A 24,887-nucleotide genomic window follows, 5' to 3' on the forward strand; every position below is an offset into this window, starting at 1 on the left:
GCATGACGGCTGCGACCCAACGGCGACTGGAGATTCCAGAGCCCCGCCATGCGCAACAAACCGAGCTGCACCCGGAGCTCAATCGTGCCCACGTGCGCTTTGTCGGCCTGGGCAAAACCTACGACGGCAAGCAAGGCCCGGTGGCCGCCCTGCAAGGCATCGACCTGGCGATCCAGCGCGGTGAAGTGTTCGGCATCATCGGTCGCAGCGGCGCCGGCAAGTCGTCGCTGATCCGCACCATCAACCGCCTTGAGCAACCGACGTCGGGGCGTGTGTTGATCGATCAAGTGGACATCGGCGAGTTCAATGAAGAGCGCCTGGTGGCCCTGCGTCGGCGCATCGGCATGATCTTCCAGCACTTCAACCTGATGTCGGCCAAGACCGTTTGGCAGAACGTCGAACTGCCGCTGAAAGTCGCCGGGGTGCCCAAGGAAAAGCGCGATCAAAAGGTCCGCGAACTGCTGGAACTGGTGGGCCTGCAAGCCAAACACAAGGCGTACCCGGCGCAGCTGTCCGGCGGCCAGAAACAGCGCGTCGGCATCGCCCGCGCCCTGGTGCACGACCCGGCCATTCTGCTGTGCGACGAAGCCACCTCGGCGCTCGACCCGGAGACCACCCAATCGATCCTCGGCCTGCTGCGCGAGATCAATCAGCGCCTGGGCCTGACCATCATTTTGATCACCCACGAAATGGCGGTGATCCGCGAGATCTGTGATCGGGTGGTCGTGCTCGAGCACGGGCGCATCGTTGAGCAGGGGCCAGTGTGGGAAGTGTTCGGCAACCCGCAGCACGAGGTCAGCAAAACGTTGCTCGCGCCGCTGCAACATGCGCTGCCGACAGAACTGCAAAGTCGCTTGCAGGCGCAACCGCAGACCTCGGACGACGCTGTCGTTCTGCGCCTGCAATTCACCGGCTCGGCCCAGGACGAACCGGACATCGCCGCCCTGTTCGGTGCCCTCGGCGGTCGCGTGCGTTTGTTACAGGGTGGCGTGGACCGGATTCAAGGCCACGCCCTCGGGCAACTGCTGCTGGCCGTGACCGGCTCGCCCCTGGGCGCCGAAGCACTGCGCCAGCGTGCCAGCCAATGGGCGCAACAGGTTGAGGTATTGGGCTATGTGGTTTGATCGATTGCTGCAAGGCTTCATCGACACGTTCTTGATGGTCGGCGTGTCGTCCTTGATCGCACTGTTGGCGGGGATTCCGCTGGCGGTGATCCTGGTCACCAGCTCCAAAGGTGGCATCTACGAGGCACCGACCATCAACCGCGCGCTGGGCGCGTTCGTGAACCTGTTCCGCTCGATTCCGTTCCTGATTCTGATGGTCGCGCTGATTCCGTTCACCCGCCTGATCGTCGGCACCACCTACGGCGTCTGGGCGGCCGTGGTGCCGTTGACCATCGCCGCGACGCCGTTCTTTGCACGCATCGCCGAAGTCAGCCTGCGCGAGGTCGATCACGGCTTGATCGAAGCGGCGCAAGCCATGGGCTGCCGGCGCGGGCACATTGTTTGGCATGTGCTGTTGCCTGAGGCGCTGCCCGGCATCGTCGGGGGTTTCACCATTACCCTGGTGACCATGATCAACTCCTCGGCCATGGCCGGGGCGATTGGCGCGGGCGGGTTGGGGGACATCGCCTATCGATACGGGTATCAGCGCTTTGACAGCCAGATCATGCTGACGGTGATTGTGTTGCTGGTGGCGTTGGTGGCGGTGATTCAGCTGGGCGGGGATCGCTTGGCGCGGGGGCTCAACAAACGCTAAGGGGGCCTTTTGTGGGAGCGAGCCCGCTCGCGATGGACGTCAACGATAACGAGGGCTGCCTGGATGAACGCGGCGCTCTTGCGTCCATCGCGAGCAGGCTCGCTCCTACAAAAAGCGGATTTTTCCTACAGGAAAAATAGGTCTCCTACAGCCCTGTTCCCTTTCCTTTGCAGGACATTTCCTAGATTATTTCGCTCGCTTGCGCCTGCCAATTTGGATGACTAGTCTCGGCCCGTCACTGCTCATCAGTGACCGGGTTTAGTAGCCCGGAACAATAGGCGCATAGCAATTCCATGCTCATGTTCGGCACTTTTTGCCGCATGCAGAATATGGTGGCTGTGCGCGGGGCATCTTCGGATGCACGGTTTTCCTATTGACCGGCCTACTAACCTGCGTACAGCCGCCACCCAATCGTTTAGTAGGCGAGAAGTGACGGCTCCCATGAAGCAATAGGAGCAACACTCATGGACAGATCCGTTCCCGATCCACCCCCCGAAACAGCCTCCAACGAAGACATCACCGACGACCTGCTCAGAGATCGCTCGGCGCTCTACCGCGCCATCGATTTCTACCTCACCGGCGATCAACCCTCACCGCCCGACGAACTGCGTTTCTACAACGTCAGCAAAGACGTGAGCTTCGAAGACACCCAGCTCTACATCGCCGATCTGCTGCGCTGTGCCTCGGTCACCGCCTATCAGTGCGGCGACCACCTCAAGGGCGCCGACCGGGCCATGGTGTTCTCGGTCTGGCATTTGCTGGAGATCGCCAAGGCGATGGTTGATCGATCGATTGAGTGCTTGGGGATGAAACACGGTTGAGCCATTAAAACCGCCATCGCGAGCAGGCTCCCACAGGGAAACGCGACCCAATGTGGGAGCGAGCCTGCTCGCGATGGGCTGCACAGCAGCCCCCTACCTGATGGCGTATATTCGACCCATTCCAATTGCCTGCGCAGCCCACCATGAAACAGACCCCCGACGATCTCCAGCAAATCACCGCCACCACCCTGGCCCATTACAACTCGGTGGCCGAAGGTTTTCGTGAAGGCACCCGCGATCACGATGTCAGCCAGAACATCGATGCCCTGCTGCGCCATATCCAGGGCGAGGCGCCGTTCGACATTCTGGATTTTGGTTGTGGGCCGGGTCGTGATTTGCAGACGTTCACGCGCCTGGGGCACAAGGCGGTCGGCCTCGACGGATCAGAAAAATTCGCCCAGATGGCGCGCGAGGACAGCGGTTGCGAGGTCTGGCAGCAGGACTTTTTAAAGCTCGATCTGCCGGCCGAGCGCTTCGACGGGATCTTCGCCAACGCCGTGCTGTTTCACATCCCGCGCCAGGAATTGCCTCGGGTGTTGAAACAATTGCGCGAAACCTTGAAACCGGGTGGCGTGCTGTTCAGCTCCAATCCCCGTGGCGAGAATCAGGAAGGCTGGAACGGGCCACGCTATGGCGCCTATCACGATTTGCAGGCATGGCAGCAGTTGCTGACCGAAGCGGGGTTCGTGGAGCTGGAGCATTACTACCGGCCCGCAGGGCTGCCGCGTGAGCAACAGCCATGGTTGGCGAGTGTCTGGCGTAAGCCTGCGTAGCCCATTCGGACGCTATCGCTGGCAAGCCAGCTCCCACAGTGTTCGAGGTGGATTCGGATTTTGCGAACCACACAAAACCCTGTGGGAGCTGGCTTGCCAGCGATGAGCGCGAAGCGCTCGCCTTACTGTCCGTCCTTCTGTGGCTCGCGAATCTTGTACCAGGCCACGTACAGCGCCGGCAGAAACAGCAGCGTCAGCAAGGTTGCGACAATGATCCCGCCGATCATCGCGTAGGCCATCGGCCCCCAGAACACTTCCCGGGCGATCGGGATCATCCCCAGGCTCGCCGCCGCAGCGGTCAACAGAATCGGCCGACGCCGGTGCTCGGTGGCTTGCATCACCGCATCCCAGGGTGAAAGGCCTGCCCTCTCCATCTCATCGATCTGGGTCACCAGAATCACCGAGTTGCGGATGATGATGCCGATCAGCGCCAGGATCCCCAGGATCGCCACAAAGCCCATCGGCGTTCCCGTCGGCACCAGCGCCAGCACCACGCCGATCAGGCCCAGCGGCGCGACGCTGGCCACCAGGAAGAGCTTCTGCACGCTGTGCAACTGGATCATCAGGAAGGTGGCCATCAGGAACAGCATCAACGGCACCACTTTGGCAATCGGCCCCTGGGCCTTGCCACTCTCCTCCACCGTACCGCCGGTGGCGACCTTGTAGCCCACCGGCAAACCGGCGGCGAATTTGTCGATGTCCGGTTTGAGTCGGGCCACCAGGTCGGTGGGCTGTATATCGCCGACGACCGCCGCCTTGATGGTGATGGTCGGCCTGCGGTCGCGACGCCATACCAGCGGCTGCTCCAGTTCGTAACGCACGGTGGCAAAGGCCAGCAGCGGAATCGAGGTGCCGCCCGGCGTGACGATCTGCAGGTTTTGCAGGGTCTCCGGCGAACCCCGTTCGGCGTCCACCGCACGACCGACCACGTTGATCAGGTAGATGTCATCGTCAACCTGGGTCACGGTCGAACCGCTGACAATGCTGTTCATCAGGTTCGCCACGTCTTGGGACGACAGGCCGAGCTGGCGCGCCTTGTCCTGGGCGATGTCGATGCGCAGCACCTTGCCGGGCTCGTTCCAGTCGAAAATGATCTCGCCGATGTACGGGCTCTTGTCCAGTTCGCTGGCCAGGTCGATGGCGTGCTTGCGCACCTGGTCGATGTCCTTGCCGCTGACCCGATACTGCATCGGCCGCCCGACCGGTGGCCCCATTTCCAGCGCTTGCACGTAACTGCCGATGCCGACAAAGTCTTTGCGCAGGCGCTCACGCAGGCGATCGCTGAGGGCTTTGCGGGCTTCGAAGTTTTTGCTGACGATCACCAGTTGCGCGTAATAGGGGTTCTGCAATTGCTGGTCGAGGGGCAGGTAGAAACGAATCGCGCCTTGGCCGATGTAGGTGCTCCAGCGCACGATGTCCGGGTCGCCCTTGAGCGTCGCTTCGAGCTTGTCCACCGCTTTGCGGGTTTCGTCGATGGAGGCGTTTTGCGGCAGGTTCAGGTCCACCAGGATCTCCGGACGATCCGAGGACGGGAAGAACTGGTTCTGCACGAACCGCATGCCGAACACCGACAACCCGAACAGCAGCACGGTGATGCCAATCGCCCACCAGCGATTGCGCATGCACCACAGCAGGCCAGCGTTGAATGCCCGCCCGACACGCCCCGGTTCGGCCGAATGCGGCTTCACGTTGGTGCTGAGAATGTGCACGCCGATCACCGGGGCGAACAGCACGGCGACGATCCACGACACCAGCATGGCCACGGCAATCACCGCAAACAGGGTGAAGGTGTATTCGCCGGCGGAACTGGCGTTCAGGCCGATCGGCACGAAACCGGCGACGGTCACCAGCGTTCCGGTGAGCATCGGGAAGGCCGTGGAGGTGTAGGCGAAGGTGGCGGCCTGCTCCTTGGTGTCGCCCAGCTCCAGGCGCGAGACCATCATCTCGACGGTGATCATCGCGTCATCCACCAGCAAGCCCAGGGCAATGATCAATGCACCCAGGGAAATCCGTTGCATGGTGATGCCGCTGTATTCCATGAACACGAAGACCATCGCCAGCACCAGCGGGATCGAGCACGCCACCACCAGCCCGGCGCGCACGCCCAGGCTGATGAAGCTGACCACCAGCACGATCACCACCGCTTCGAACAGCGCACTGGTGAAACCGCCGACGGCTTCTTCCACCACCACCGCCTGGTCGGACACGTTGTGCACGCCGACGCCCACGGGCAGGTCGGCGGTCAGCTCATTGATGCGCTGATGCAGCGCCTTGCCGAACACCTGGATGTTGCCGCCCTTTTGCATGGCGATGGCCAGGCCGATGGCGGGTTGGCCGTTGTAGCGAAACTCCGGCGACGCCGGGTCGACGTAGCCGCGGCTGATATCGGCGATGTCGGCCAGGCGATAGAAGCGGTCGTTGAGACGCAGGTTGACGTTGGCCAGATCCTTTTCGGAAACGAACTGCCCGGAGGTGCGCACGGAAATCCGCTCGGGACCGGCCTCGATCACCCCGGCCGGGGTCACGGCGTTCTGGGTTTGCAGGCTTTGCACCACTTGCTGCTCGTCGATGCCCAGCGCCGCCAGTTTGCGTGTCGAGAAATTCAGGTAGAAGACTTCGTCCTGCTGGCCGACCATCTCGATTTTGCCCAGCCCCGGTACATCGTGGATCTCGGCGCGGGCCTGCTCGACGTAATCGCGCAACTGACGCATCGACAGTCCATCGGCGGTGAAGGCATAGACCGAACCGAACACATCACCGAACTCATCGTTGAACGCGGGGCCTTGAATCCCCTGAGGGAACGAGCCGCGAATATCGTTGATCTTCTTGCGCACCTGGTACCAGATTTCCGGGATGTCCTTGGCGCTGGTGGTGTCGCGCAAGTACACGTAGACCGTGGACTCACCGGGACGGGTGTAGCTTTTCACGTAGTCGAGCGAGTCGAGTTCTTCGAGTTTTTTCTCGATGCGGTCGGTGACCTGCTTGAGGGTTTCTTCCTGGGTCGCGCCGGGCCAGCGGGTCTGGATCACCATGGTTTTGATGGTGAACGAGGGGTCTTCCTCGCGCCCCAGGTTCATGTAGGAAAACACGCCCATCAGCAGCGCGACGAACATCAAGTACCAGACAAACGACTGATGTTTGAGGGCCCATTCCGATAAGTTGAAACTCCCTTTCATTGCGGGCTGTCCTCGTCGACTTTCACTTTCTGCCCCGGTTTGAGGCTGTTCACACCGGCCGTGACAATCCGCTCGCCGGATTTCACGCCACTGGCCACCACCACTGTGCTGTCCGAGCGACTGATGATGCTGACATCCCGGGGCGCCACGGTTTGCGCTTGCACATCGACCACCCAGATACGCGGTTTGCCGTCGACCTCCTGCAGTGCGCTCAGGGGCAGTTCAATGCGCGGCTTGATCGTTGAGCTCAGGGTCACGCTGATCGCCGTGCCCAGGCGAAAAGCGGTCGGTGTTTCGGCCAGGGTCAGGCGCGCACGCCGGGTGCGGGTGGTGCTTTCAGCCTGGGGTTCGATTTCGCGCACGGTGGCGGTGGTGGAGATGTTTGGATTGAGTTGCGAGGCGACCTGAAACACCACGCCCTCGGGCAACTGGTCGACCAGGGTGTCGGGCAGGTCGATCACCGCTTCCTTGATGTCCGGTTGCGCCAGGGTCACCACCTGCTGACCCGCCGTGACAACTTGCCCGGCTTCGGCATTCCACGCGGTGACCACGGCCTTGTGGTCGGCGCGCAATTCAACGTAGTTGAGCTGATCCCTGGCCTGGCTGAGCGAAGCCTTGGCCTGGTCGAGGGAGGCCTGGGTGGTTTTCAGGTCAGTCTGCGCCCCATCGAGCTGCGCCTGGGAACCCACGCCGCGATCGAACAATTCCTGCTGGCGCCGGGCATTGGCCTGGGCGTTGATGAACTGCGCCTGGATGCTCGCCAGATTGCCCTCGGCGGTGCGCAACTGGTTCTGCTGGTCGGTGGGGTCGAGCGTGGCGAGCAAGCTGCCCTTGTCGACTTCGGCACCGACATCGACGCTGCGACTGGCGATGCGCCCCGGCACCCGGAAACCGATATTGCTTTCGTAACGGGCCTGGATGCTGCCGGCAAAGCGCCCGAGGTTTTCCTCGTCGAGTGCCTGGACCTTGATCGACAGCACCGGGCGCACGGGCTCTGGCGGTGGTTCTTTTTTCGAGCAGGCCACCAGCATCACACCGGCTAAAACCAGTAACAGACGCCTCATGGCTGAGCCCCCACGGTCAGGTCCTTGTAGGTGTTTTCGGCAATTTCCACCTTCACACCGGGGTGCAGCAACTGGCCGCCGGCAATCACCACTTTTTCACCGCCCTCCAGGCCGGCGCTGATGATGACTTTGCCGGTCAGGTAGCGGCCGACCACGACGTTATGCAACTGCGCCCGGCCTTCCCCATCCACCAGCCAGACTGCCGGTTCGCTGAGGTTTTTGGTGAGCGCCGACCACGGCAGTTCCACGGCGGTTTTGCCTCGAGCACTGGCCGTGGCACTCACCACCGAGCCCAACTGCATGCCGTCCGGCAAGCTGTCCAGGCTGACCTTGACCTGCACGGTGCCGGTCTGCTCGGAGACCGCCGGGGTGATTTCGCGGAGGGTACCGGTGGTTTTGATCGCCGGATTGTCCAGCAGGCTGACCACCACCGTTTTGTCCGCAGGCGATCCGGCCAGCAATGATTCGTAGACGTTGAACACCGCATCGCGCTCACCGTCCCGGGCCAGGCTGAAAATCGGCACCGTGGCCTGCACCACCTGACCGACTTCGGCCTGGCGCGCCGTAATCACACCCGGCGCCTCGGCGATCAACGCGGTGTAGCTCAGTTGTTCGCGGGCATTGGCCAATTGCGCCTGGGCCGCCGCCAGGGAGCTCTGGCTGCTGCGCAATGCGGCTTGGGCGGAATCGTATTCGCTTTGACTGGTATAGCCCTTGGGCAGGAGTTTTTGCTGACGCACGAAGGCCGCGGCGTTCTGCTTGACCTTGGCCTGTTCGGCAACGACCTGGGCCTGGGCCGAGTCGACGTTGGTTTGCAGGTCTTTGGGGTCGAGCCGGGCGAGGACTTGTTTGGCGGAAATCCGGTCACCGACATCGACCGTGCGCTGGATGATCTTGCCGCCGACGCGGAACGACAACTCGGTCTGCACCCGCGCCTGCACATCGCCGGTCAGGGTGACGCTGGCGGCGTAATGAGCCGGTTTGACTTCTTGTACGAAAACCCTTGGCCGGTTCTTCTCCACCGGTGTTTTGTCGCCACAGGCACTTAGCAAGGCCAACAGGCTCAAGCCCAGCGCCATTTTCATTCCGGGACCAGCCATGCAGACTCCTTTGCGTTTAACGGGCGCAATTCGTCTGTCAGCTTAGAACAGGGTTACAAAGCTGCGTCCGGTGAAGTCAAAAAAGTCTGGGCTGTAGGGTTCTCACCGCGACTTCCGGGGCTACCGGGAATGACGGCGGCGGATATTGTTGGCCGTCGTTGTTACATCAGAGTGGCGACGAAACGTTTTTTGTTGGGCAACCCAAATTTGTCTGTCGATTTGTTTATTCAAGAATTCTTTAGCCCCGTCCGAGTTTGAAAAGTTGAACCTTGTAGCATCGGCAGGACTACCCGTCAGGGGTGGAGCGCTTGCACCCTCAAAAGCGTCTGGAGTCAGAGGCGGTGCAGACGCTGTATATCTGGTGCTGGGGACCTCTACCCGCCCTTTGTTACCGACAAAATTCTTCAGCGCGGGAATGGTACGGGGATCTCTGGCGGCCCAGCCTGATCCCAATCTTGCCGTAACCGTCAGCGCGGCCAGGCCCAACGCGATGAACCCCAGGGTTTTCACAGCCTCAGTGTCTCCGGTAATGCCCGCGACCGCACTGCCCACCGCGGTCACCGCCGAAACCATCGTCGTGATTCCGGCGATGGTCGCCCCCGCGGCACCGAGTGATTGCTTGAACGGCAACTTCCTTGCCGCGCCCCATAGCAGAGCTTCTCTTCCCAGTTTGTAGGGGATGGAGGTGGACAGGACAATACGCGCGTTTGTTACGCTGAGCAGGCTGGTGACCAGCCGGGCAAACTGTCCGGTCGGATCAGTGAAATTCACCGGATCCCCCAGGCAATACGCATAAAGATTCAGCCCACCCCGACCGAACGGGCTCCAGCTGTCCGGGCTGTTGAAGCGCATCAGCACCGGGTTGAACACCCGGCGCCCATTGCCCAGAAAATAATGCCCGGTGACCGGGTCCACCGCTTCACCGGTAAACCCCAGGAGGCTGCCTGAACCACTGTCGACCCGACGATGGCCGTGGGGTGCATAAGCCTGGCGAACAGGCCCGCCAGGTCCGGTAACCTGCAAGACAGAGCGTTGTTGATCGCTGGCCAGCAAGCCGCTGTTGAAGGCATCACCCTGGCGCGACTGCAGCGCCAGCAGGAGTTTGTCGTGCTGGAAAACATGCTGGCTGGACGTCCCCTGAAGTTCGGTCGCCAGATGCTCGCGGCAGTAAAACCTTTGCAGCGCCCGGGCATCGGCCGGTTCGACCCCGACCAGCAGGTCCAGCGCGTCATACCGATACCCGGATTTTTTAAACGTGGCCATCATCAGAACCTCGTAAAGCATTAGCTTGCCCTAACGAAGTCGCCCTAAATACCTATCAGAACTGATAGGTAGTCCATTTGGCAGGGACGGCGCTATCCTCGCAGGCCGGATTGGCGATGCCTGAAATATCGAATCGCGATCAAGCTCGCGATGATCATTGAGCGCGATGAGGAACGTTGCCGAGGCAACGGAAGACGTCTATTTTCCCTTGCGCCGTAGGAAGGATCTATTTTTCAAGATGCCCCTCCAAGGACGGACCGCTTTTGGCCAGACTCCCCGGCCAACGACTCACAAGGAAGAGAAAATGGCAGACGCAAAAGTGCCTAAGCCGATGAATCCACAGGACGTCGTGAAGTTATTGGTGGCGTTGCGCAGGGCATTAAAGGCAAAGGAGGCCTGAGGAGTTTTGGGCGAATCAGTGGGAGCGAGGCAGCTCGCTCCCACATGAAATCTGCGCAGGCAAAAAAACGCCGACGCTGCATCAGCCGTCGGCGTTTCAAACCTTGAAGGGGTTTACCGCGTCAATCAGAACGCCGGCAGTACCGCGCCGTTGTACTTCTTCTCGATGAACGCTTTCACTTCCGGGCTGGTCAGGGCTTTGGCCAGTTTCTGCATGGCCACGCTGTCCTTGTTGTCCGGACGAGCGACCAGGAAGTTCACGTAAGGCGAATCGGCACCTTCGATCACCAGTGCGTCTTTAGCCGGGTTCAGACCCGCTTCCAGCGCGTAGTTGGTGTTGATCATGTCCAGGTCGACCTGATCCAGCACGCGCGGCAGCATGGCCGACTCAAGTTCCTTGAACTTGAAGTTGTGCGGGTTCTTGGCGATGTCTTTCGGGGTAGCCAGGGCGTTTTTCGGGTCTTTCAACTCGATCAGGCCTGCCTTCTGCAGCAGGATCAGTGCACGGCCGCTGTTGCTGCCTTCGTTCGGGATGGCGATGGTCGCGCCGTCCTTCAGCTCAGCCAGGGTTTTGACTTTCTTCGAGTAGCCACCGAACGGTTCGACGTGCACGCCGATCACGGTTTCCAGGTGAGTCCCTTTACCTTCGTTGAAGCTTTTCAGGTACGGCAGGGTCTGGAAGTAGTTGGCGTCCAGACGCTTCTGGTCGACCTGCACGTTCGGCTGAACGTAGTCGGTGAAGACTTTGATTTCCAGGTCCACGCCTTCTTTGGCGAGGGTGGGTTTGATCAGCTCAAGAATCTCGGCGTGTGGAATCGGGGTCGCCGCTACCACCAGTTTCTCGCCCGCCTGGGCCAGGCCCGCAGTCAGGGCAGCCGCCAGTGCGGTGAACAACAGAACCTTTTTCATGCAGTGTCCTTATCGAAAATCACAGTCGCTTGTGGCGACGGCTAAATATTGTGGTGCCAGTGAAGTGCTATCGCTGGCGTGAAGCGGACAATACCGGGATTTTTTATTCCCGAACAATATCTTTTATTCACTTTCATATTCCATTTCGTTCATACAGCTCTAGCTCGCACATTGCCTTGCAGGAGCGAGCCGGCTCGCGATGGTCGTCAACGATAACGATGGGCACCTGACACCCCGCGGCGCTCTCAGGTTCATCGCGAGCAGGCTCGCTCCTACAGGAGGCCGGTTTGCTTAAGTATTTGTTTAAGGGCGTCTTTTTCGGCGGCAGAACCCTTGGCGAGAATCTGTTGGAGTTGCCGCTCAATTTGCGCCAGCCCTTCATCCGGAAGATTCAAATGCTCGGGCAAAATCTCGTCGCCGGTGCTCACCAGCAACGCAAAGTGGATGACGTTTTCCAGCTCTCGGGTGTTGCCCGGCCAGGAGTGACACTCCAGCACCGCTTGCGCGGCCTCGCTGATCAGCGGCACGGGCAGGTCCAGGCGTTGGCTGTAGATGCCGAGGAAGTATTCGGCCAGCGACAGAATATCGCCCACCCGCTCGCGCAAGGCCGGCAGTTCGAGCTGGCCTTCGCTGAGGTAGTGATAGAGCCGCTCATGGAATTTGCCGGCAGCGACAGCCTGGGCCAGGTCGATGCTGGTGGCGGCCACCAGGCGCACGTCCACCGGGCTTGGCTGGTGCGCGCCGACACGGGTCACTTCGTGGTTTTCCAGGGCAGCGAGCAATTTGATCTGAATCGGCAGCGGCAGATCACCAATCTCGTCGAGGTACAAGGTGCCGCCATTGGCCGAGCCGAACCAGCCGGCGCGACTGCTGGCCGAGCCGCTGTAACTGCCTGCGGCATAACCGAACAATTCCGCGTCAGCGTAGGTCGGGCTGATGGCGCCGCAATTGACCGAGACAAACAACCCGCCGCGATCGCTGGCGCGATGAATGTGCCGGGCCAGCAACTCCTTGCCGCTGCCGGTTTCGCCACGGATCAGCACCGAGATCGAACGCGGCGCCAGTTGTTCGAGATCCTGGCGCAATTGCCGGGAACGCGGATCGACGAACACCAGCGCCTTGGCGCGGATGCTCAAGGGACTTTTTTCAGCATCGGGAAAGGTCAGCAGCGGCTGGCCGAAGGTTTCAAAGCTCATGGCAGACTCCCGCCCAAAAACCGCCGGGAGACGGGGGCGTTATTTAAAAATGAAAAAAACCAAAGACTCAGGCGCGACGCAGGGCGTGATGTTCCATGCGGTTTTGCAGACGGTAGAGATAGGCAAAACCCTGCTCCCAGCGTTGGTGACCCGACTTCACATTGATGTGCCCGGCACCCGCCAGAATCCCCGCTTCAGCACCCCAGTTGCGCGCCAGTTCCAGGGCGCGTGGTGCACTGACGGCGGCGTCGTTATCGGAGCTGACCACCTGGCTGGGAAAGGGCAGCAGATCACCAGGAATCGGTGCGAAATTACGCAGGGCCGGCGCGCAGGCGGGACGCTCGACGTCCGCCGGCGCGACCAGCAAGGCACCGCGAACCTGCCGCAGAAACTGCACGGGCGCAGTCGCCGCCCAATGCGCGACGGTGATGCAACCCAGGCTGTGGGCGATCAGGATCACCGGCGTGCTGTCGGCGGCAATCGCTTCGGCCAGCGCGGCAACCCAGTCTTCACGACGCGGCGTCAACCAGTCAGCCTGCTCCACCCGTGCGCTGTTCGGCAGGCTGTTCTGCCAATGGCTTTGCCAATGATCTTCTGGCGATCCTTGCCAGCCCGGCACAATCAGATAGCGAATGGATTCGTTGCGCATGGGGGAGCTCTCCTGCTGCGTGTCTGTTCCTGATCGAGTATAGGGACGGGATTTATATTCGTTAAGGAATAAGAAGATATTTATTAAGACCTATATCGAATATGCAACCAATCCTTGTGGGAGCGAGCCTGCTCGCGATAGCGGTACTTCAGACACAGCGATGTCGACTGACACTCAGCCATCCCGAGCAGGCCCCCGCGCCCACAGGGACTGGTGTTTTTGCGGAATAAAAAAGGGGCCGCACCCTGCCAAGGAGACGGCCCCGGAAAATCGTAAATCTGTCAGCGCGCGGCACTCACCGACAACCTGGTGATGCCTGCCCGCTCGATGGACACCATGACTCGCGCCACCTCGCCGTAATTCACCCCGTCATCGGCCTGCAACTGCACCCGCACTTCCGGGTCCTTGGCCTTGAAGCGGGAATACAGAGGAGATACCCACGACGTCATGGTGTACTCCTCGTATAACCATTTCGCGTGAAACAGGTTTCGGTTTCATGAATATCGACATCGGGTGGTTGACCCGACACATCCCCCTGCTTGGCCGACACAAATCGCCAACACTTCACGGCACTCAGGTCCGCTTCCGCAATGCCCATTGATTGACTCCTGCGGTCTCTTTGCGAATAACCCGACACGCCGAGCCAAACTCCCCCAAACGACGTATCGGTGGGTGAATCATTGAGCCAGACGCTTATTTCTTAAAGTAATTTTTTACGCTAAAACGAGATCAAAATCGCATATGCGCTGGAAAGGGTTGCGAAGCACAAACCCAAACTTTCCGGTGATTCACGCAGATGACCCGGGCTTGGTCATCTGAAGTCCTCAGTTGCGCCGAGGAATCAAACGTTGCAGCCAGGATGGAGTGACAGCGAAAGTGTCATGCAATTGACTGGCAGTGATTGTTCGATCAGCCACGTCAAAAGCCAATGCTGCCCGCAAGGCTGGCCAGCAGTGTTTCGGCAGGTGCTCAGGCGCTCGCAGCTCGCGCTCCAGATGCTCATTGCGAGCCTGGGTCGAGGGCAAGCGGCGAAACGGGTGCCTTCCTCCGGCCAGCTCATAGATCACACAGGCCACTGCGTAGACATCGGCGCTGGCCAAAAGCGGCTGACCTTCCAGTAACTCCGGAGGGGCGTAGCTGGCAGTCCAGCCGTTGAAGCGTTCGCGACTCAAGTACGGCAGGCCCGGCAGAACGCCTTTCTCCGCCTGGCCAAGACCGAAGTCAAACAAGCGCACCCCTTCTTCGCTGAGCATCACATTGCTCGGCTTCATATCACCATGCAGCACGCCGCGAGCATGGGCATAGGCCAGCGCATCGAGCAGCGGCAGCGCGATATCGCGCAGTTCTCTCCACGGCAGACCCAACGGCCGTTCGCAAAGGAGTTTGTCCAGGGTTAACCCGCGCATGAGCTCCATGGTGATGAAGGCACGCTGGCAATCGGTGTCCACTTCAAAGCTGTACAAACGCAGCACGTTGTCGTGACGCAGGTACCGGGTCATGGCGAACTCGCTGTAAAGCAAAGCACTGGCGTCCGGCGACTCGGAAAATTCTTCGCTGAGGATTTTCAATGCAATGTAAGGGGACGGATCGCCGAACTGTTCGCCCAGCAAGTCCCGTGCACGGTAAACCAGGCCCATGCCTCCGGCACCTATCAGGCGCTCGATGCGGTAACGGCCTGCCAGTACATCGGGTAGCTCACCGATGCTGTCCTTGGTAGGCGCCCGTGCCGCTTCAACCTTTTGCGACGCGGCGTATGCAAAGTAGGTCAGGTTGCTATCCTGCTCTTCGCTGTCCGGTACGTCGTCGATCGACCGAATGAGCTCACTCATTGCCGGATCACCACGGCGGTCAGATTATCCCGGGCCGAGCCTCGCAGAGCCCCGTCGAACAGACGCGCCAAGGCAACATGGGGAGCCGTCAGGCTCAAGGCGCTGCACAAGGCGTCGATACTCAACCCGTTGTACAAACCATCGCTGCAGAGCAAAAACGCATCGCCGGGATACACCTCAAGTTCCAGTACATCCAGGGTCAATTGCGCGGCCGCACCGACCGCGCGGGTCAGGGCATGCGCTGCGGGATGGTCCTTGGCCTGTTCCGCGCTCATGTGCTGTTCGTCGATCAGTTGTTGTTGCAGTGAATGGTCCTTGGACAGCTGATACAAACGCTGATCACGCCACAGGTAGCAGCGGCTGTCACCGGCCCAGACGCAGGCCGCGCGATTGCCCTCAACCAGCAGTGCCACCACGGTGCTGCCCATGATGCTGTCATGGCTCCCTGCAACAACCGTCAACTCTTGACCCAGACGGCGGTTGAGCCAGTGCAAGCACTGGCGAATCCCTTTGAGTCGTTCGTCGAAATCTTCCCGCACGGGCAATTCCGCCAGGCTGGCGACGATCAACTGGCTGGCGATATCGCCTCCCTGATGACCGCCCATACCGTCCGCGACCACCCACAGCCCCTGTTGGGGAGCGTCCAGGAAAGCGTCTTCGTTGCGCGCCCGAACCTTGCCGGCGTCGGTGCGCGCGGCGCTACGCCAGGGGCCGGGCACCCGCATCAAAGCTGCGCCGGCAGGCGGAAGCTACGCAATACGCCCATGTCGAACGGGTTGGGCGTGCGCTGACTGGTGAGCAGGTAGTTGGCGCGCAGGCCGCCCACATCAGCCTTGAGCACCAGCACGTCGCGACCGCTCAGGTATTCGGTCTGCATCAAATCGAACAGACGGAACAGCGACCAGGGGCCAGTGTTCTTCTCGATACCCAGCGGGCGACCGACCATTTTGTCAAGCACCAGACTGGTACGACCGTCTTCAGCGTCGCTCGGCCACTTGAACGACACCGGCACGATCGGTCCATGGCGGTATTCGATAGTCTTGTCGCCAAACTTGAACTCGGAACGGCTGACAGCCGGGTCGAGGGTGTAAGGCTCCAGTTTGAACGTCACCTGAGGCTCGGCCGGGCTGTTGGCGAAAAAGCTCTGGCGGATCACCAACGCAGCGGCCATCTGATCAAGGTAGACCCTGGAAATCGGCAGACTCTGACCATCGAGGCTACGCATGCGGTAGTGACCCGGATCACCGCTGACAAACGGACGCAGATAGCCGTCGAAGAAGCGGTCGGCAATGCCCTGCGCCTTGAAGAACTCGCTGAAGTCGTTGATTGCCACGTCGCTGGCGCTGTGGGCGTTGAACGGATAGCGCTTGCCGATCGCTTTGTCGTAGAAACTGTACAGCTCATTTTGATAGCGGTGATTCAGGTACCGGTAGGAGTCTCCGAGTATCAGACGCCAGGTGTCTTCAGCCAATACGTTGAACCACACGCCCACTGGACGCGGCAGACGGCCGGCCGCATGGCGCAAGCTACTCAGCGCATCTCGCTGGCCGCCCATGCGGGTCTTGGCCATTTCGAACGCCGCTTGCTCTGGCAGACTGGCACGGGACAGGCTGGCCATCTGCATTTGCAGGTCATTGAGGGCGGACAGCACCGGGGTCAGCTCAGCAGTTGGGCCGTTGTTGTCATCGAGCAAGCGGTGCAGTGATTCAAAACGATTTTGCAGGGATTTCCTCGCGGTATCCGGCAGTTTTTTCACCAGGGTTTCAGAGGCCTTGCCTGCCGCAGCGACCGCCAATTTGCCGAGCTTGCCACCCTTGTCCGCCAGTTTCCCTGCCGTATCGGCGGTGCCATCTGCCAGGTCGGCTATTACCGGAAAACGAGTGTTTTCACGCACTTCAACCAGCAGCTTCAGGACCGGCGAATTGGCCGACGTCAGGCCCGCCAACAGCTCCGCGACTTCAGCGAAATCGCTGATTTCCGGCAACGCGACCCGGCCCACCGCCTCACCCCAGTAATTGGCATAGTCGCGAAAATACAGCTGTTCCAGCTCAATCATCAGGCGACGCAAGTCCATATCGCTGATGCCGGAGCCTTCACCCAGAACCCAGTTGTCACGCAGGATATCGGTGACCAGTATCGAGCCCTGCACCGAAAAATACTGTTGATAGCCCTGCTGGGTGTAGAACCCCGGGATCACATAATCGGTACCGACAAGCTTCGCCCCCTGGGGGCCCAGGTGTTGGCCCAAGCGGTACTCCGGCAGATTGCGGGCCTGCTCGCGCAGCATCCGGTACACCACGTTGACCAGGGACTCGCTGCGCAGAACCTGACGTGCCTGAGCCACCAACTGATCGTTAAGCGGATAAATGAACGGCTTCTTGAGCAAACGCTCGAAGTGGTTGTTCAAGCCATTTTGCAAGTCCGTATTGCCTGGGTAACGCCGGGACCATTCGCCGGCTACCCAGTCCTTGAGCCACGGCACGTCGCGGCGATCCTTGAAATTGAGCATCAGGTAGGCACGCAGGCTGTTGAGCAGGCGCTCGCGATCCTTCATGTTGGCGCGAATCTGTCCTTCCAGCAGGATCGCGACCTGTGGCAACAGTTGCTCTTCAAGATCATGTTCGTAGGCGGCCTTGACCACGGGGCTGACGTCTTCGCCTTGATACAGCCCCCCGCGCTCGTGGTAACCCACATCGCCTTTCTTCGGGAACACTTGAGTTGCCGCGTAGCGAGTGTCGAGCGTCTTGAGCACCGCCATCGAGTCATCGCCGGTGGCTGGCGTCGCGCGTTGTTGGGTCCAGGTTTGTGCCAGGCTGCGCAGCTTTTCCAGGCGCTCGTAGTTGGCAGAGAAACCACTGGCCCAGAGCACCCCGAATAGCACCAGTACGGCCAATGAACCCACGTACAGCGCACGTTGGCCCCAGTGGATCCGGCTGCGTTCGCGTTTATCCAGGCCAGCAAGATCGGCCTCGGGAAAAATGACTCGGCTGAACAAATGGTGCGCGAAGCGCGAGCGGCCATTGCGCAGGGTCGGGAGCACACCGGTCTTGACGGCCAGTTTGGCGCCGATACTGGCGGCGGTTTCGTCCATTTCCTCAGTCAGATAAGGCGAACTTGTCAGGTAAAAGCCGCGCAACTGGCTGCCACGCTGGTAGCGGTTACCGGTGAAGGCCATATCCACGAACAGGCACAGACGCTCGCCGATTCGCCCCAGTTGATGCGGAAAGTCGAGGATGCGGCCACGACGTCGGGTGTCACGCTCCTGGTGCATGCGCATGATCAACTGACTGTTGAGGCGATACAGCAATGCCTCGAACTCGCCGCGCAGCACGGCCACATCAGCACCGTTCTGGTCCTTGCGGAAAGTGGCACCGAGCACCTGATCGCTTTCATCACGCGTCAATTGGTCAAAAAACGCTTCAAAGCCCGGCAGGCCATCGGCCTTGCTCAATACAAGGTAAATCGGCACATCCACGTGCAATTTCTGATGCACCTCTTGCAGGCGCGCACGCACCGAGTGGGCCAGGGATTCAATGTCCTGTTCATCGTTGAGCAGGATATGCGCCGGAATGGTCACCAGCACACCGTTCAATGGACGGTCGCGGCGACCCTTGCGTAGCAGGTCGAGCAATGTGTTCCAGGCGTGGGTATCGACGGTATCTGCCTGGGTCATGTAACGGCCAGCGGTGTCGATCAGTACGCCATGGTCGGCGAAATACCAGTCACAGTGGCTTGTGCCGCGGGTGTCACGGGTCAGTTTGCGGTCGATCTTGTTGATCGGAAACTCAAGGCCCGAGAAGTCCAGCAAACTGGTCTTGCCGCTGCCCTGCGGTCCGATCAGCAAGTACCAGGGCAAATCACCGCGCCAGCGTTCGCTGCGACCGCGATACAGGCTCGAGGTCTTCAGGGTCTTGAGCGCATCCTTGAAACGCGCCTTCAACTCCTTCTGTGCCTCGTCGATCAGCTCTTCACGGCGGATTCGATCCTGCCCAACTTCACTGTCTTCGATGGCTTTCTTGCGTACACCCGCGCGCCAGCCAACGAAGACCATTGTCAGCCCCCAGATCAGCGACAGCGCACTGATGGTCAGCAGGCGGGAGGTCGAGGCTTCCCAGAACTTGTAGTCGTCTACCGCCAACAGCGGCCCGACGAACCACACCAGCAGCGCGACGAACATCACCAGCAGCAGGGTCCAGACCCAGGTCTTGCGCAAGAACGCGCCGACTTTCTTGAAAATCTTTTTCATCACTCGTCCCTGTTTACGGCAGCGGCCGAGGTTGAACCGCGGCCGGATCGAACTGCTGATAAGGTTGCAGAACGGTTTCGCGTTGCTCGCCCAATACCCAGGCAAAACCCGAATACATCACCACCAGGCACACGACGGTGAACAGCACGATCATCCACGCGGGCACGATACGCACCAAGGTGCGGCGCTGATCGTTCAAACCTTCCCAATGGGGCGACAATTCCCGTGGCACATCGCCGCGCAGTTGACGAATCTGGCGATACAGGGCGTCGCGGATGCCTTCGAGCTCGAGCATGCCGCGGGCTTGTACCCGGTACTTGCCTTCAAAGCCCAGGGACAAGCAGAGGTACATGAGTTCCAGCATCGGCAGGTGCTTGGCCGGGTTTTTCGACATCTGATCAAGCAGTACGAAAAATTTCTCGCCGCCGAATGTTTCGTTGTGGAAGCTGCTGAGCAAGCTCATCTGCGACCAATCGCTTTCGTTGCCCCACGATGTGGTGACGACCGCTTCGTCAGCGACGGTGCAGAGCACGTAACGGGCGGTCGACACATGACCGCTTTCGGCGCCGTTGTGATACGCGCTGCTTTCAAACAGGTTCAGCCCGTTGGTCAGTCGCACGTTGAGCTCGCGCAGATTTTCAGGGCCATCGCTGTGCTTGAGGCGCACCACTTCCGATAACAGCCCGGAGGCGGCGGCCACCAGCGAGTTGAGGCTGACGTTGAACGTTTCTGCCGGGCGCAGTCGCGCGGCGTAGATCATCCGTTCTTCGAGCTGCTCGAAACGCGGCGGCGCGGCGAGGTCGGTCAGCGGACCCGACGCAGGGCCGTGGCCCTTACGGTCGAGAAGAACAGTTTGCTCGTCCTGGCTGTATTCCGTGTCCTTGTTCATGTCGGTCAGTTCCTGATGGCCCAGAATTTCAGTTCAAGCTCGGCAAATTCGCCGGACACGTGAAACGCGAAGCCGCCTGAGCGCTCGAGTTGCGCCTGGTCTTCGGAACTGAGTTCGAGGATGAAATAGGTTTTGTTGGAGTGGAACGCGATCTGCCGTGGAGCCACGGGCAACGGTTTGACCTTGATGCCCGGCAGATGCAGGTTGACTAGTTGGCGGATGTTTTCCACCGGGCCGACCTTGAGGTGCGCCGGCAAGCGATGGCGCAATTCTTCGGAGTCGCAGTTGGCACTGGCCGCCAGCACAAACGAAGCCGAGCCCAAGAGTTTATGATCGTGCAACGGCGAGACGACGATTCCGTACTGACGCGCTTGCAGCACCAGTTCGATGGCGTGCTGTTCCAGCACCATCGACAGCACCTGCCGGATCGCATCCATCAATTTGCCAAAGCTCGCCCCTTGGTCGCTGTGCTGATAACGGCTGTCCAGACGTGGACGCTTACTGTCGCTGGAGAAGGTCGCCAGATCGCCAAGCATGGTCAGCAGCGTGCGGTACAACTCTTCCGGGTGTACCTGTTCCAGGCTGAGGTAGTGGCGCAGGAGTAGTTCGGTACGATTGATCAGTTGAAGCATCATAAAGTCACCGACCTCCGCGCCACCCACCTTGCCATTGGAGCGGATCCGCTCAGCGATGGTGTCACCCCGGTGACCGAGCATGCTGATCACTTCCTTCAGACACGACAGCAGATAGCTGGAGGCGTGGGCCTGGATGTAGGTCGGTACGAACTCCGGGTCCAGCCTGATCACTCCGTCCGGCGTGCTGTCGAGCACTGCGCAGATTTTCAGCTTCACATACGCCTGATCGTTCTGCTGCTCGCCAAGCAACAGTTTGAAATCCGGAAGCGCGCAATTGATCTGACTGGCGGAGTCGTCGCCCGCGTTGGAGTCGGTCACCTGCGCCTCGTACGTGGTATAGCGCGCCAGCACGTCCGACTGCTCCGGGCGACGGGCCTCGATGTGATTGCCGGTGACCAGTGGCAGCGCCAGATAAACCGGCGTATTGCCAGTGTTTGGGGGCACGTCCAGGGCCAGCGGCTCGGTGTTGCCGCCCAGCTCGAACAGGCTCCCGTCGGGCAGAATCCCGGAGGCCTGGCTGATCACCAGTTTGCCCATGTTGAGAAACTGCGAGTCGATGTCCAGGTTGAGGAAGCCCCAGATGTAGCTGCCCAGCAATTGGGTGCGGGTCTTCATCTGGTGGTCGTAGTAGCGATCGTTGTGCTGGAAGTGCTGCGGACGCAGCAACATGCCTTCCTGCCAAATGACTTTATGGGTGTTCATGGGTCAGTCATCCACTTTGGCGAGCGATTCATGGGTGTTGCGAATGCCGCTCTCGTCGAGAGACAGGTCGGCGTCGGTGACTTGCTCCGGAGTGACTCGCAGGGTGTGGCGCCATTTGCTATCCGGAAGATCACGGTAGGCGGCGAGGACACCGACGTAGCGACTGCCCTCCTTCACACTCAGTTTGAGTTCGATCGTTTCACCCGGCCGCATTTCCAGCTCCTCGCTGGCAACCATGTCCGGAGCCAGGGAATCCTTGGCGCGCTCGTACAGACTGAAGAAGTCCGCGCTCTCGAAAGCTACCGGGTGTTTGAGTTCGATCAGGCGTATGACTATCGGCGACGGACGGCCATTAAGGTCCGGGTTCAACTGATCGCTGGCCGTCAGCTTCAGGTTGAGTTTGGTGACGTGGGAATACGGCGATAGCGTCGAGCAACCCGCCAACAGCGCCAGGGTGGTCAGCGCAGGCAGCGCCTTGGAAAAAACAGTCAAGCGGCGAGACATGCGCATCATCCTTGGTGGTCGGTATGGAGGGTGGAGATCAGTCGGATCTGCTCTTCGTAGGCCTGGGCGAAGTCACGGGCCATCAGGCGCTCACTCCAGTCATCGTCCTGGCACAACGCCTGGTGATAACGCCCATAAGCTCTCCAATGACTGCCAGCGGTGGCGAGCAACGGTTTGTTGTCACGCTCGAAACGCAGGGTGAGCTGCTGAGGCGAGAAGTATTCCAAGGTGCTGCGAACGGCGGTTCGGCTCGCTGTGAGCAAGGCCACCTGATGTGCCTGTAAATCGCGGAACGCACGGGATATGGCCTGTTCAGCCGATAGCTGCCCCGGCTTGCCCGGTTGCAGAAGAATGCCCAGCGCTTCACCGGTATCAACAGCGAACTTCAACGGGTTCTTTTGCGAGCCATGCACCGTGGTCTGCGCAAGCCGCAACTCGTTTTTCAGCTCGCTTCGTGTACGCAGGCTCTGCTGGAGACCGCCGACGCTCTGCTTGAGCAAACACGCGGCTCTCAACGCCAGGGCTTCTTTGGCGTCATGATCAAGGCCGTCGAGATCCACGCCCAAGGCGTCGGCAAACTTTTCCCAGAAACCGTCAGCCTGACGCTCGACCTCTATCGGTGCCGGTTCGGGCTCAGGCGCCGCCGGGGCATCAATCAGCTCCGGCACCCTGAGACTTTCCATGTCGATACGGGCATAGTCGGCTCGCTGACAGGGCTCTTCGTTGGCCTTGCCCGGTGAGATCAGCGGGTCGATGTCCGAGCACGCACCGTCCTCCCGATTGAGAGCGTTCAACGGGTCGAGGTCGAAAAATGCATCGTCAGGAATGACACTGCCCGCGGGTTGCGGACGACCGACTTCCACCTCGAAATTGGCCGGATCACGAACCAGCCGTGCACGGATCTCCACATCACCCAGCACATACACGCTGCCGTGCTCGATACGTACTGCCACGCCCTTGGGCAGTAGTGCGCCGCTGCCGCTGTACGAAATACCGTTGCTACTGGTATCGGTCAGGAAAAACGCGCCTTCGCTGTAGCTGATCAAGGCGTGTCGGTTAGACATGTGTCGGTGGATGTCCGGGATAATCCAGTCGCAATCCCCGTTCCGCCCAATCACGCCACCAGCCTGCTTGAAAGTCTTGCGCCACAACTCCATCGGTACGGGCTGCTTGGTGCTCAGCATTTCGAAAATCAGTTCCATGATGATGCTCCTTGCGGTCACTTGCCGCGATTGACCGACTGCGGATCACCCAATGGGCGATAGGTGTTGTCGTTGTATTTGTAATTGCCGTTGCAGGCGGCGAGGCCACATAGAACGACAACTGTCAGCAGGACGGCTTGCCAGTGACGAATAGACATCAGAGGGTCTCCAGGGGCAGCACAAGGCACTGGCCCTTAGGGTTGAGGCTGTTAAAAGCGGATGAATTGAAACCGGGTGCGTCTGGCCTACCCATCAACGTTTCCCGTGTTGATGTTCAGGCGACCAAGGCGGTAGAGGAATGTGCGTCGTGGCAGGCCAAGCTCGCGGGCCGAGAGGGTCTGATTACCGTCGTTCTTGCGCAGGCAGTCGATCAGCAGGCTGCGCTCGATCTGCTCCAGGCGTTCGCGCAGGTTCATGCTGCCGACTTCGGGCAGGGTGTCCGTACGTAGGGAGAAGTGCTCCACCAGCAACTCGCTGCCTTCGCAAAGCAGTACCGCGCGTTCGACCAGTCCCTTGAGTTCACGCACGTTGCCGGGGAATGCGTAACTGGCCAGTAGATCCAGCGCTCCGTTGGACCAGCTCACCTCATCACGCTGCAAAAACGCACAGGCTTTGTCGGCGAAGTGCCGTGCCAATTCGAGGATGTCGTCTTCGCGTTGACGCAGGGGCGGCAGTTCAATAGGGAACTGCGCGAGACGGTAGTACAAGTCCTCGCGAAACTTCCCCTCGCTGACCAGCACCGATAAATCCCGATGTGTCGCGGCAATAATGCGCACGTCAATCTTGTGGGTGTCGTTGGAGCCCAACGGACGAATCTCACCCTCTTGGAGCACTCGCAACAGCTTGGCTTGCAACGACAGCGGCATGTCACCGACCTCATCAAGCAACAAGGTCCCGCCATTGGCAGCGTCGAACAGGCCGGATCGGTCTCTGTCGGCACCCGTGAAGGCGCCTTTACGGTAACCAAACAGCTCGCTTTCGAGCAGGTTTTCCGGAAGCGCGGCGCAGTTCTGCACGATGAATGCCTGAGAGCGACGAGGTCCGCCATCGTGGATCGCCCTGGCCACCACCTCCTTGCCGGTACCCGTTTCACCACCCAGCAGCACGGTATAGGGGCTGTGCAGGACTTTACCGATCAGGGAATACACACGGCGCATGGCTGTGCTTTTACCCGTGAGGCCATAACCGCTGGCACTCGCAACGACGACCGGTGTCGGCCCTACATTGCCGCTTGGTCGCCGCAACCGCTGCAGCAAATGCAAATGGCCCAGCACGAACGAGCCAAGTCGACCAAACGAGTCGGCGAAGCCTTGCAGCTCAACGTGCCGATGGCTGGCGCACAGCAACAACCCTTGCACAGACTTCTGCTGGTTAATCAGCGGCACGCACAACAGCGATTGCCAAGGCCTCGCCTGGGCCGGCAGAAAACCGGTCTCGTGCAGGCTGCCGCTCAATTCACTCATGCACACAACACGGTTCTGGCACAGCGCAAATTGCAGCAGTTGCTCACCGTTGTAATCCACCGACAAGCTGGCGGTTTCCCGGGGTTGCAGATTGCCGTTGAGGCACTCGGCGCTCATCTCCAGGGAGGTGTGGGTGGCGTCCAGCAAGTACAGCTGGGTCAATTCGCAATGGCTGAGTTCAGCCAACCCGAGTACAAATTCCTTGAGCAACGTAACGCCATCCATCGCTCGCGACAGACTGGAAAACTGCGCTAACAACGCTTCGGCATAGGCCAGGGGTTGTGGCACTGAAGTGAACATCACTCCCAC

The 24,887-nt window shown here is 60.2% G+C and carries 20 protein-coding genes and 2 pseudogenes; 5 read left to right on the top strand and 17 right to left on the bottom strand.

Going from position 1 to position 24,887, the window contains the following annotated elements:
• Positions 1-2: 2 nt before the first annotated feature.
• The 4 genes from ACVWYU_RS07630 to ACVWYU_RS07645 all read left to right on the top strand — a co-directional run bounded on the left by ACVWYU_RS07630 (position 3) and on the right by ACVWYU_RS07645 (position 3,352).
• Positions 3-1,124, top strand: coding sequence for a methionine ABC transporter ATP-binding protein (locus ACVWYU_RS07630; protein WP_457372353.1), 1,122 nt, complete (start codon positions 3-5; stop codon positions 1,122-1,124).
• Positions 1,114-1,758 (top strand): methionine ABC transporter permease, encoded by a 645-nt coding sequence (locus ACVWYU_RS07635; RefSeq protein WP_090327810.1) that lies wholly within the window; start codon positions 1,114-1,116, stop codon positions 1,756-1,758. Before ACVWYU_RS07630 ends, ACVWYU_RS07635 begins: the two co-directional genes overlap by 11 nt.
• 464 nt (positions 1,759-2,222) lie before the next feature.
• Positions 2,223-2,579, top strand: coding sequence for a DUF6124 family protein (locus ACVWYU_RS07640; protein ID WP_247256715.1), 357 nt, complete (start codon positions 2,223-2,225; stop codon positions 2,577-2,579).
• A 143-nt stretch (positions 2,580-2,722) separates the two neighbouring features.
• A complete protein-coding gene (locus tag ACVWYU_RS07645) occupies positions 2,723-3,352 on the top strand; it encodes a class I SAM-dependent methyltransferase (protein WP_090327805.1) in 630 nt (209 codons plus the stop codon).
• Between the two features lie 122 nt (positions 3,353-3,474).
• On the opposite strand, the gene ACVWYU_RS07650 is transcribed toward ACVWYU_RS07645, so the two are convergent.
• The 5 genes from ACVWYU_RS07650 to ACVWYU_RS07670 form a co-directional block, all read right to left on the bottom strand.
• Positions 3,475-6,528, bottom strand: a complete 3,054-nt coding sequence (locus tag ACVWYU_RS07650) for an efflux RND transporter permease subunit (RefSeq protein ID WP_090327802.1) — start codon at positions 6,526-6,528, stop codon at positions 3,475-3,477.
• Positions 6,525-7,592 (bottom strand): efflux RND transporter periplasmic adaptor subunit, encoded by a 1,068-nt coding sequence (locus tag ACVWYU_RS07655; protein WP_247256716.1) that lies wholly within the window; start codon positions 7,590-7,592, stop codon positions 6,525-6,527. Before ACVWYU_RS07655 ends, ACVWYU_RS07650 begins: the two co-directional genes overlap by 4 nt.
• A complete protein-coding gene (locus tag ACVWYU_RS07660; RefSeq protein WP_090327797.1) occupies positions 7,589-8,692 on the bottom strand; it encodes an efflux RND transporter periplasmic adaptor subunit in 1,104 nt (367 codons plus the stop codon). Before ACVWYU_RS07660 ends, ACVWYU_RS07655 begins: the two co-directional genes overlap by 4 nt.
• Before the next feature lie 120 nt (positions 8,693-8,812).
• Positions 8,813-9,958, bottom strand: a complete 1,146-nt coding sequence (locus tag ACVWYU_RS07665; protein WP_457372354.1) for an RHS repeat-associated core domain-containing protein — start codon at positions 9,956-9,958, stop codon at positions 8,813-8,815.
• Between the two features lie 522 nt (positions 9,959-10,480).
• Positions 10,481-11,263, bottom strand: coding sequence for a MetQ/NlpA family ABC transporter substrate-binding protein (locus ACVWYU_RS07670; RefSeq protein ID WP_090327789.1), 783 nt, complete (start codon positions 11,261-11,263; stop codon positions 10,481-10,483).
• Between the two features lie 199 nt (positions 11,264-11,462).
• Between ACVWYU_RS07670 and ACVWYU_RS07675 the strand changes: the two are divergent.
• Positions 11,463-11,540, top strand: a pseudogene (locus ACVWYU_RS07675) (outer membrane lipoprotein carrier protein LolA); the annotation flags it as partial.
• On the opposite strand, the gene ACVWYU_RS07680 reads toward ACVWYU_RS07675, so the two are convergent.
• From ACVWYU_RS07680 to ACVWYU_RS07735, 12 genes and pseudogenes are all read right to left on the bottom strand, one after another.
• Positions 11,536-12,459, bottom strand: coding sequence for a sigma 54-interacting transcriptional regulator (locus ACVWYU_RS07680; protein ID WP_457372355.1), 924 nt, complete (start codon positions 12,457-12,459; stop codon positions 11,536-11,538). The pseudogene ACVWYU_RS07675 and the gene ACVWYU_RS07680 overlap by 5 nt on opposite strands.
• Positions 12,460-12,526: 67 nt before the next feature.
• Positions 12,527-13,108 carry an alpha/beta hydrolase gene (locus ACVWYU_RS07685; protein ID WP_047536146.1) on the bottom strand — a complete coding sequence of 194 codons (582 nt, stop codon included), beginning with the start codon at positions 13,106-13,108 and terminating at the stop codon, positions 12,527-12,529.
• 281 nt (positions 13,109-13,389) lie between these two features.
• Positions 13,390-13,521: pseudogene (locus ACVWYU_RS07690) on the bottom strand (ExbD/TolR family protein); the annotation flags it as partial.
• Between the two features lie 411 nt (positions 13,522-13,932).
• Positions 13,933-14,937: a serine/threonine-protein kinase gene (locus tag ACVWYU_RS07695; RefSeq protein ID WP_457372356.1), complete on the bottom strand. Its 1,005-nt coding sequence runs from the start codon at positions 14,935-14,937 to the stop codon at positions 13,933-13,935.
• Positions 14,934-15,662, bottom strand: coding sequence for a PP2C family protein-serine/threonine phosphatase (locus ACVWYU_RS07700; protein ID WP_390958084.1), 729 nt, complete (start codon positions 15,660-15,662; stop codon positions 14,934-14,936). Before ACVWYU_RS07700 ends, ACVWYU_RS07695 begins: the two co-directional genes overlap by 4 nt.
• Positions 15,662-19,183, bottom strand: a complete 3,522-nt coding sequence (gene tssM / locus ACVWYU_RS07705) for a type VI secretion system membrane subunit TssM (RefSeq protein ID WP_457372357.1) — start codon at positions 19,181-19,183, stop codon at positions 15,662-15,664. Before tssM ends, ACVWYU_RS07700 begins: the two co-directional genes overlap by 1 nt.
• Positions 19,184-19,196: 13 nt before the next feature.
• The gene (gene icmH, locus ACVWYU_RS07710; protein ID WP_248916132.1) at positions 19,197-20,072 is read right to left on the bottom strand and encodes a type IVB secretion system protein IcmH/DotU; all 876 of its coding nucleotides are present in this window, start codon (positions 20,070-20,072) and stop codon (positions 19,197-19,199) included.
• A 5-nt stretch (positions 20,073-20,077) separates the two neighbouring features.
• Entirely contained in the window at positions 20,078-21,409 is a 1,332-nt protein-coding gene (tssK, locus tag ACVWYU_RS07715; protein ID WP_390958078.1) for a type VI secretion system baseplate subunit TssK, read from the bottom strand.
• A gap of 3 nt (positions 21,410-21,412) precedes the next feature.
• Positions 21,413-21,913 carry a type VI secretion system lipoprotein TssJ gene (gene tssJ, locus ACVWYU_RS07720; RefSeq protein ID WP_390958076.1) on the bottom strand — a complete coding sequence of 167 codons (501 nt, stop codon included), beginning with the start codon at positions 21,911-21,913 and terminating at the stop codon, positions 21,413-21,415.
• 5 nt (positions 21,914-21,918) lie between these two features.
• Positions 21,919-23,115, bottom strand: coding sequence for a type VI secretion system-associated FHA domain protein TagH (gene tagH, locus ACVWYU_RS07725; protein WP_457372358.1), 1,197 nt, complete (start codon positions 23,113-23,115; stop codon positions 21,919-21,921).
• Positions 23,116-23,132: 17 nt separating this feature from the next.
• A complete protein-coding gene (locus ACVWYU_RS07730; protein ID WP_248916128.1) occupies positions 23,133-23,273 on the bottom strand; it encodes a type VI secretion protein in 141 nt (46 codons plus the stop codon).
• Between the two features lie 87 nt (positions 23,274-23,360).
• Positions 23,361-24,878 carry a sigma-54 interaction domain-containing protein gene (locus tag ACVWYU_RS07735; RefSeq protein WP_457372359.1) on the bottom strand — a complete coding sequence of 506 codons (1,518 nt, stop codon included), beginning with the start codon at positions 24,876-24,878 and terminating at the stop codon, positions 23,361-23,363.
• Positions 24,879-24,887 lie beyond the last annotated feature (9 nt).

This window comes from Pseudomonas sp. TE12234, from assembly GCF_054061835.1.

Excerpts from the sequence above, each read along its gene's own strand:
- ACVWYU_RS07630 (WP_457372353.1), top strand. The coding sequence starts at position 3 with ATGACGGCTGCGACCCAACGGCGACTGGAGATTCCAGAGCCCCGCCAT.
- ACVWYU_RS07635 (WP_090327810.1), top strand. The coding sequence starts at position 1,114 with ATGTGGTTTGATCGATTGCTGCAAGGCTTCATCGACACGTTCTTGATG.
- ACVWYU_RS07640 (WP_247256715.1), top strand. The coding sequence starts at position 2,223 with ATGGACAGATCCGTTCCCGATCCACCCCCCGAAACAGCCTCCAACGAA.
- ACVWYU_RS07645 (WP_090327805.1), top strand. The coding sequence starts at position 2,723 with ATGAAACAGACCCCCGACGATCTCCAGCAAATCACCGCCACCACCCTG.
- ACVWYU_RS07650 (WP_090327802.1), bottom strand. The coding sequence starts at position 6,528 with ATGAAAGGGAGTTTCAACTTATCGGAATGGGCCCTCAAACATCAGTCG.
- ACVWYU_RS07655 (WP_247256716.1), bottom strand. The coding sequence starts at position 7,592 with ATGAGGCGTCTGTTACTGGTTTTAGCCGGTGTGATGCTGGTGGCCTGC.
- ACVWYU_RS07660 (WP_090327797.1), bottom strand. The coding sequence starts at position 8,692 with ATGGCTGGTCCCGGAATGAAAATGGCGCTGGGCTTGAGCCTGTTGGCC.
- ACVWYU_RS07665 (WP_457372354.1), bottom strand. The coding sequence starts at position 9,958 with ATGATGGCCACGTTTAAAAAATCCGGGTATCGGTATGACGCGCTGGAC.
- ACVWYU_RS07670 (WP_090327789.1), bottom strand. The coding sequence starts at position 11,263 with ATGAAAAAGGTTCTGTTGTTCACCGCACTGGCGGCTGCCCTGACTGCG.
- ACVWYU_RS07680 (WP_457372355.1), bottom strand. The coding sequence starts at position 12,459 with ATGAGCTTTGAAACCTTCGGCCAGCCGCTGCTGACCTTTCCCGATGCT.
- ACVWYU_RS07685 (WP_047536146.1), bottom strand. The coding sequence starts at position 13,108 with ATGCGCAACGAATCCATTCGCTATCTGATTGTGCCGGGCTGGCAAGGA.
- ACVWYU_RS07695 (WP_457372356.1), bottom strand. The coding sequence starts at position 14,937 with ATGAGTGAGCTCATTCGGTCGATCGACGACGTACCGGACAGCGAAGAG.
- ACVWYU_RS07700 (WP_390958084.1), bottom strand. The coding sequence starts at position 15,662 with ATGCGGGTGCCCGGCCCCTGGCGTAGCGCCGCGCGCACCGACGCCGGC.
- tssM (WP_457372357.1), bottom strand. The coding sequence starts at position 19,183 with ATGAAAAAGATTTTCAAGAAAGTCGGCGCGTTCTTGCGCAAGACCTGG.
- icmH (WP_248916132.1), bottom strand. The coding sequence starts at position 20,072 with ATGAACAAGGACACGGAATACAGCCAGGACGAGCAAACTGTTCTTCTC.
- tssK (WP_390958078.1), bottom strand. The coding sequence starts at position 21,409 with ATGAACACCCATAAAGTCATTTGGCAGGAAGGCATGTTGCTGCGTCCG.
- tssJ (WP_390958076.1), bottom strand. The coding sequence starts at position 21,913 with ATGTCTCGCCGCTTGACTGTTTTTTCCAAGGCGCTGCCTGCGCTGACC.
- tagH (WP_457372358.1), bottom strand. The coding sequence starts at position 23,115 with ATGGAACTGATTTTCGAAATGCTGAGCACCAAGCAGCCCGTACCGATG.
- ACVWYU_RS07730 (WP_248916128.1), bottom strand. The coding sequence starts at position 23,273 with ATGTCTATTCGTCACTGGCAAGCCGTCCTGCTGACAGTTGTCGTTCTA.
- ACVWYU_RS07735 (WP_457372359.1), bottom strand. The coding sequence starts at position 24,878 with ATGTTCACTTCAGTGCCACAACCCCTGGCCTATGCCGAAGCGTTGTTA.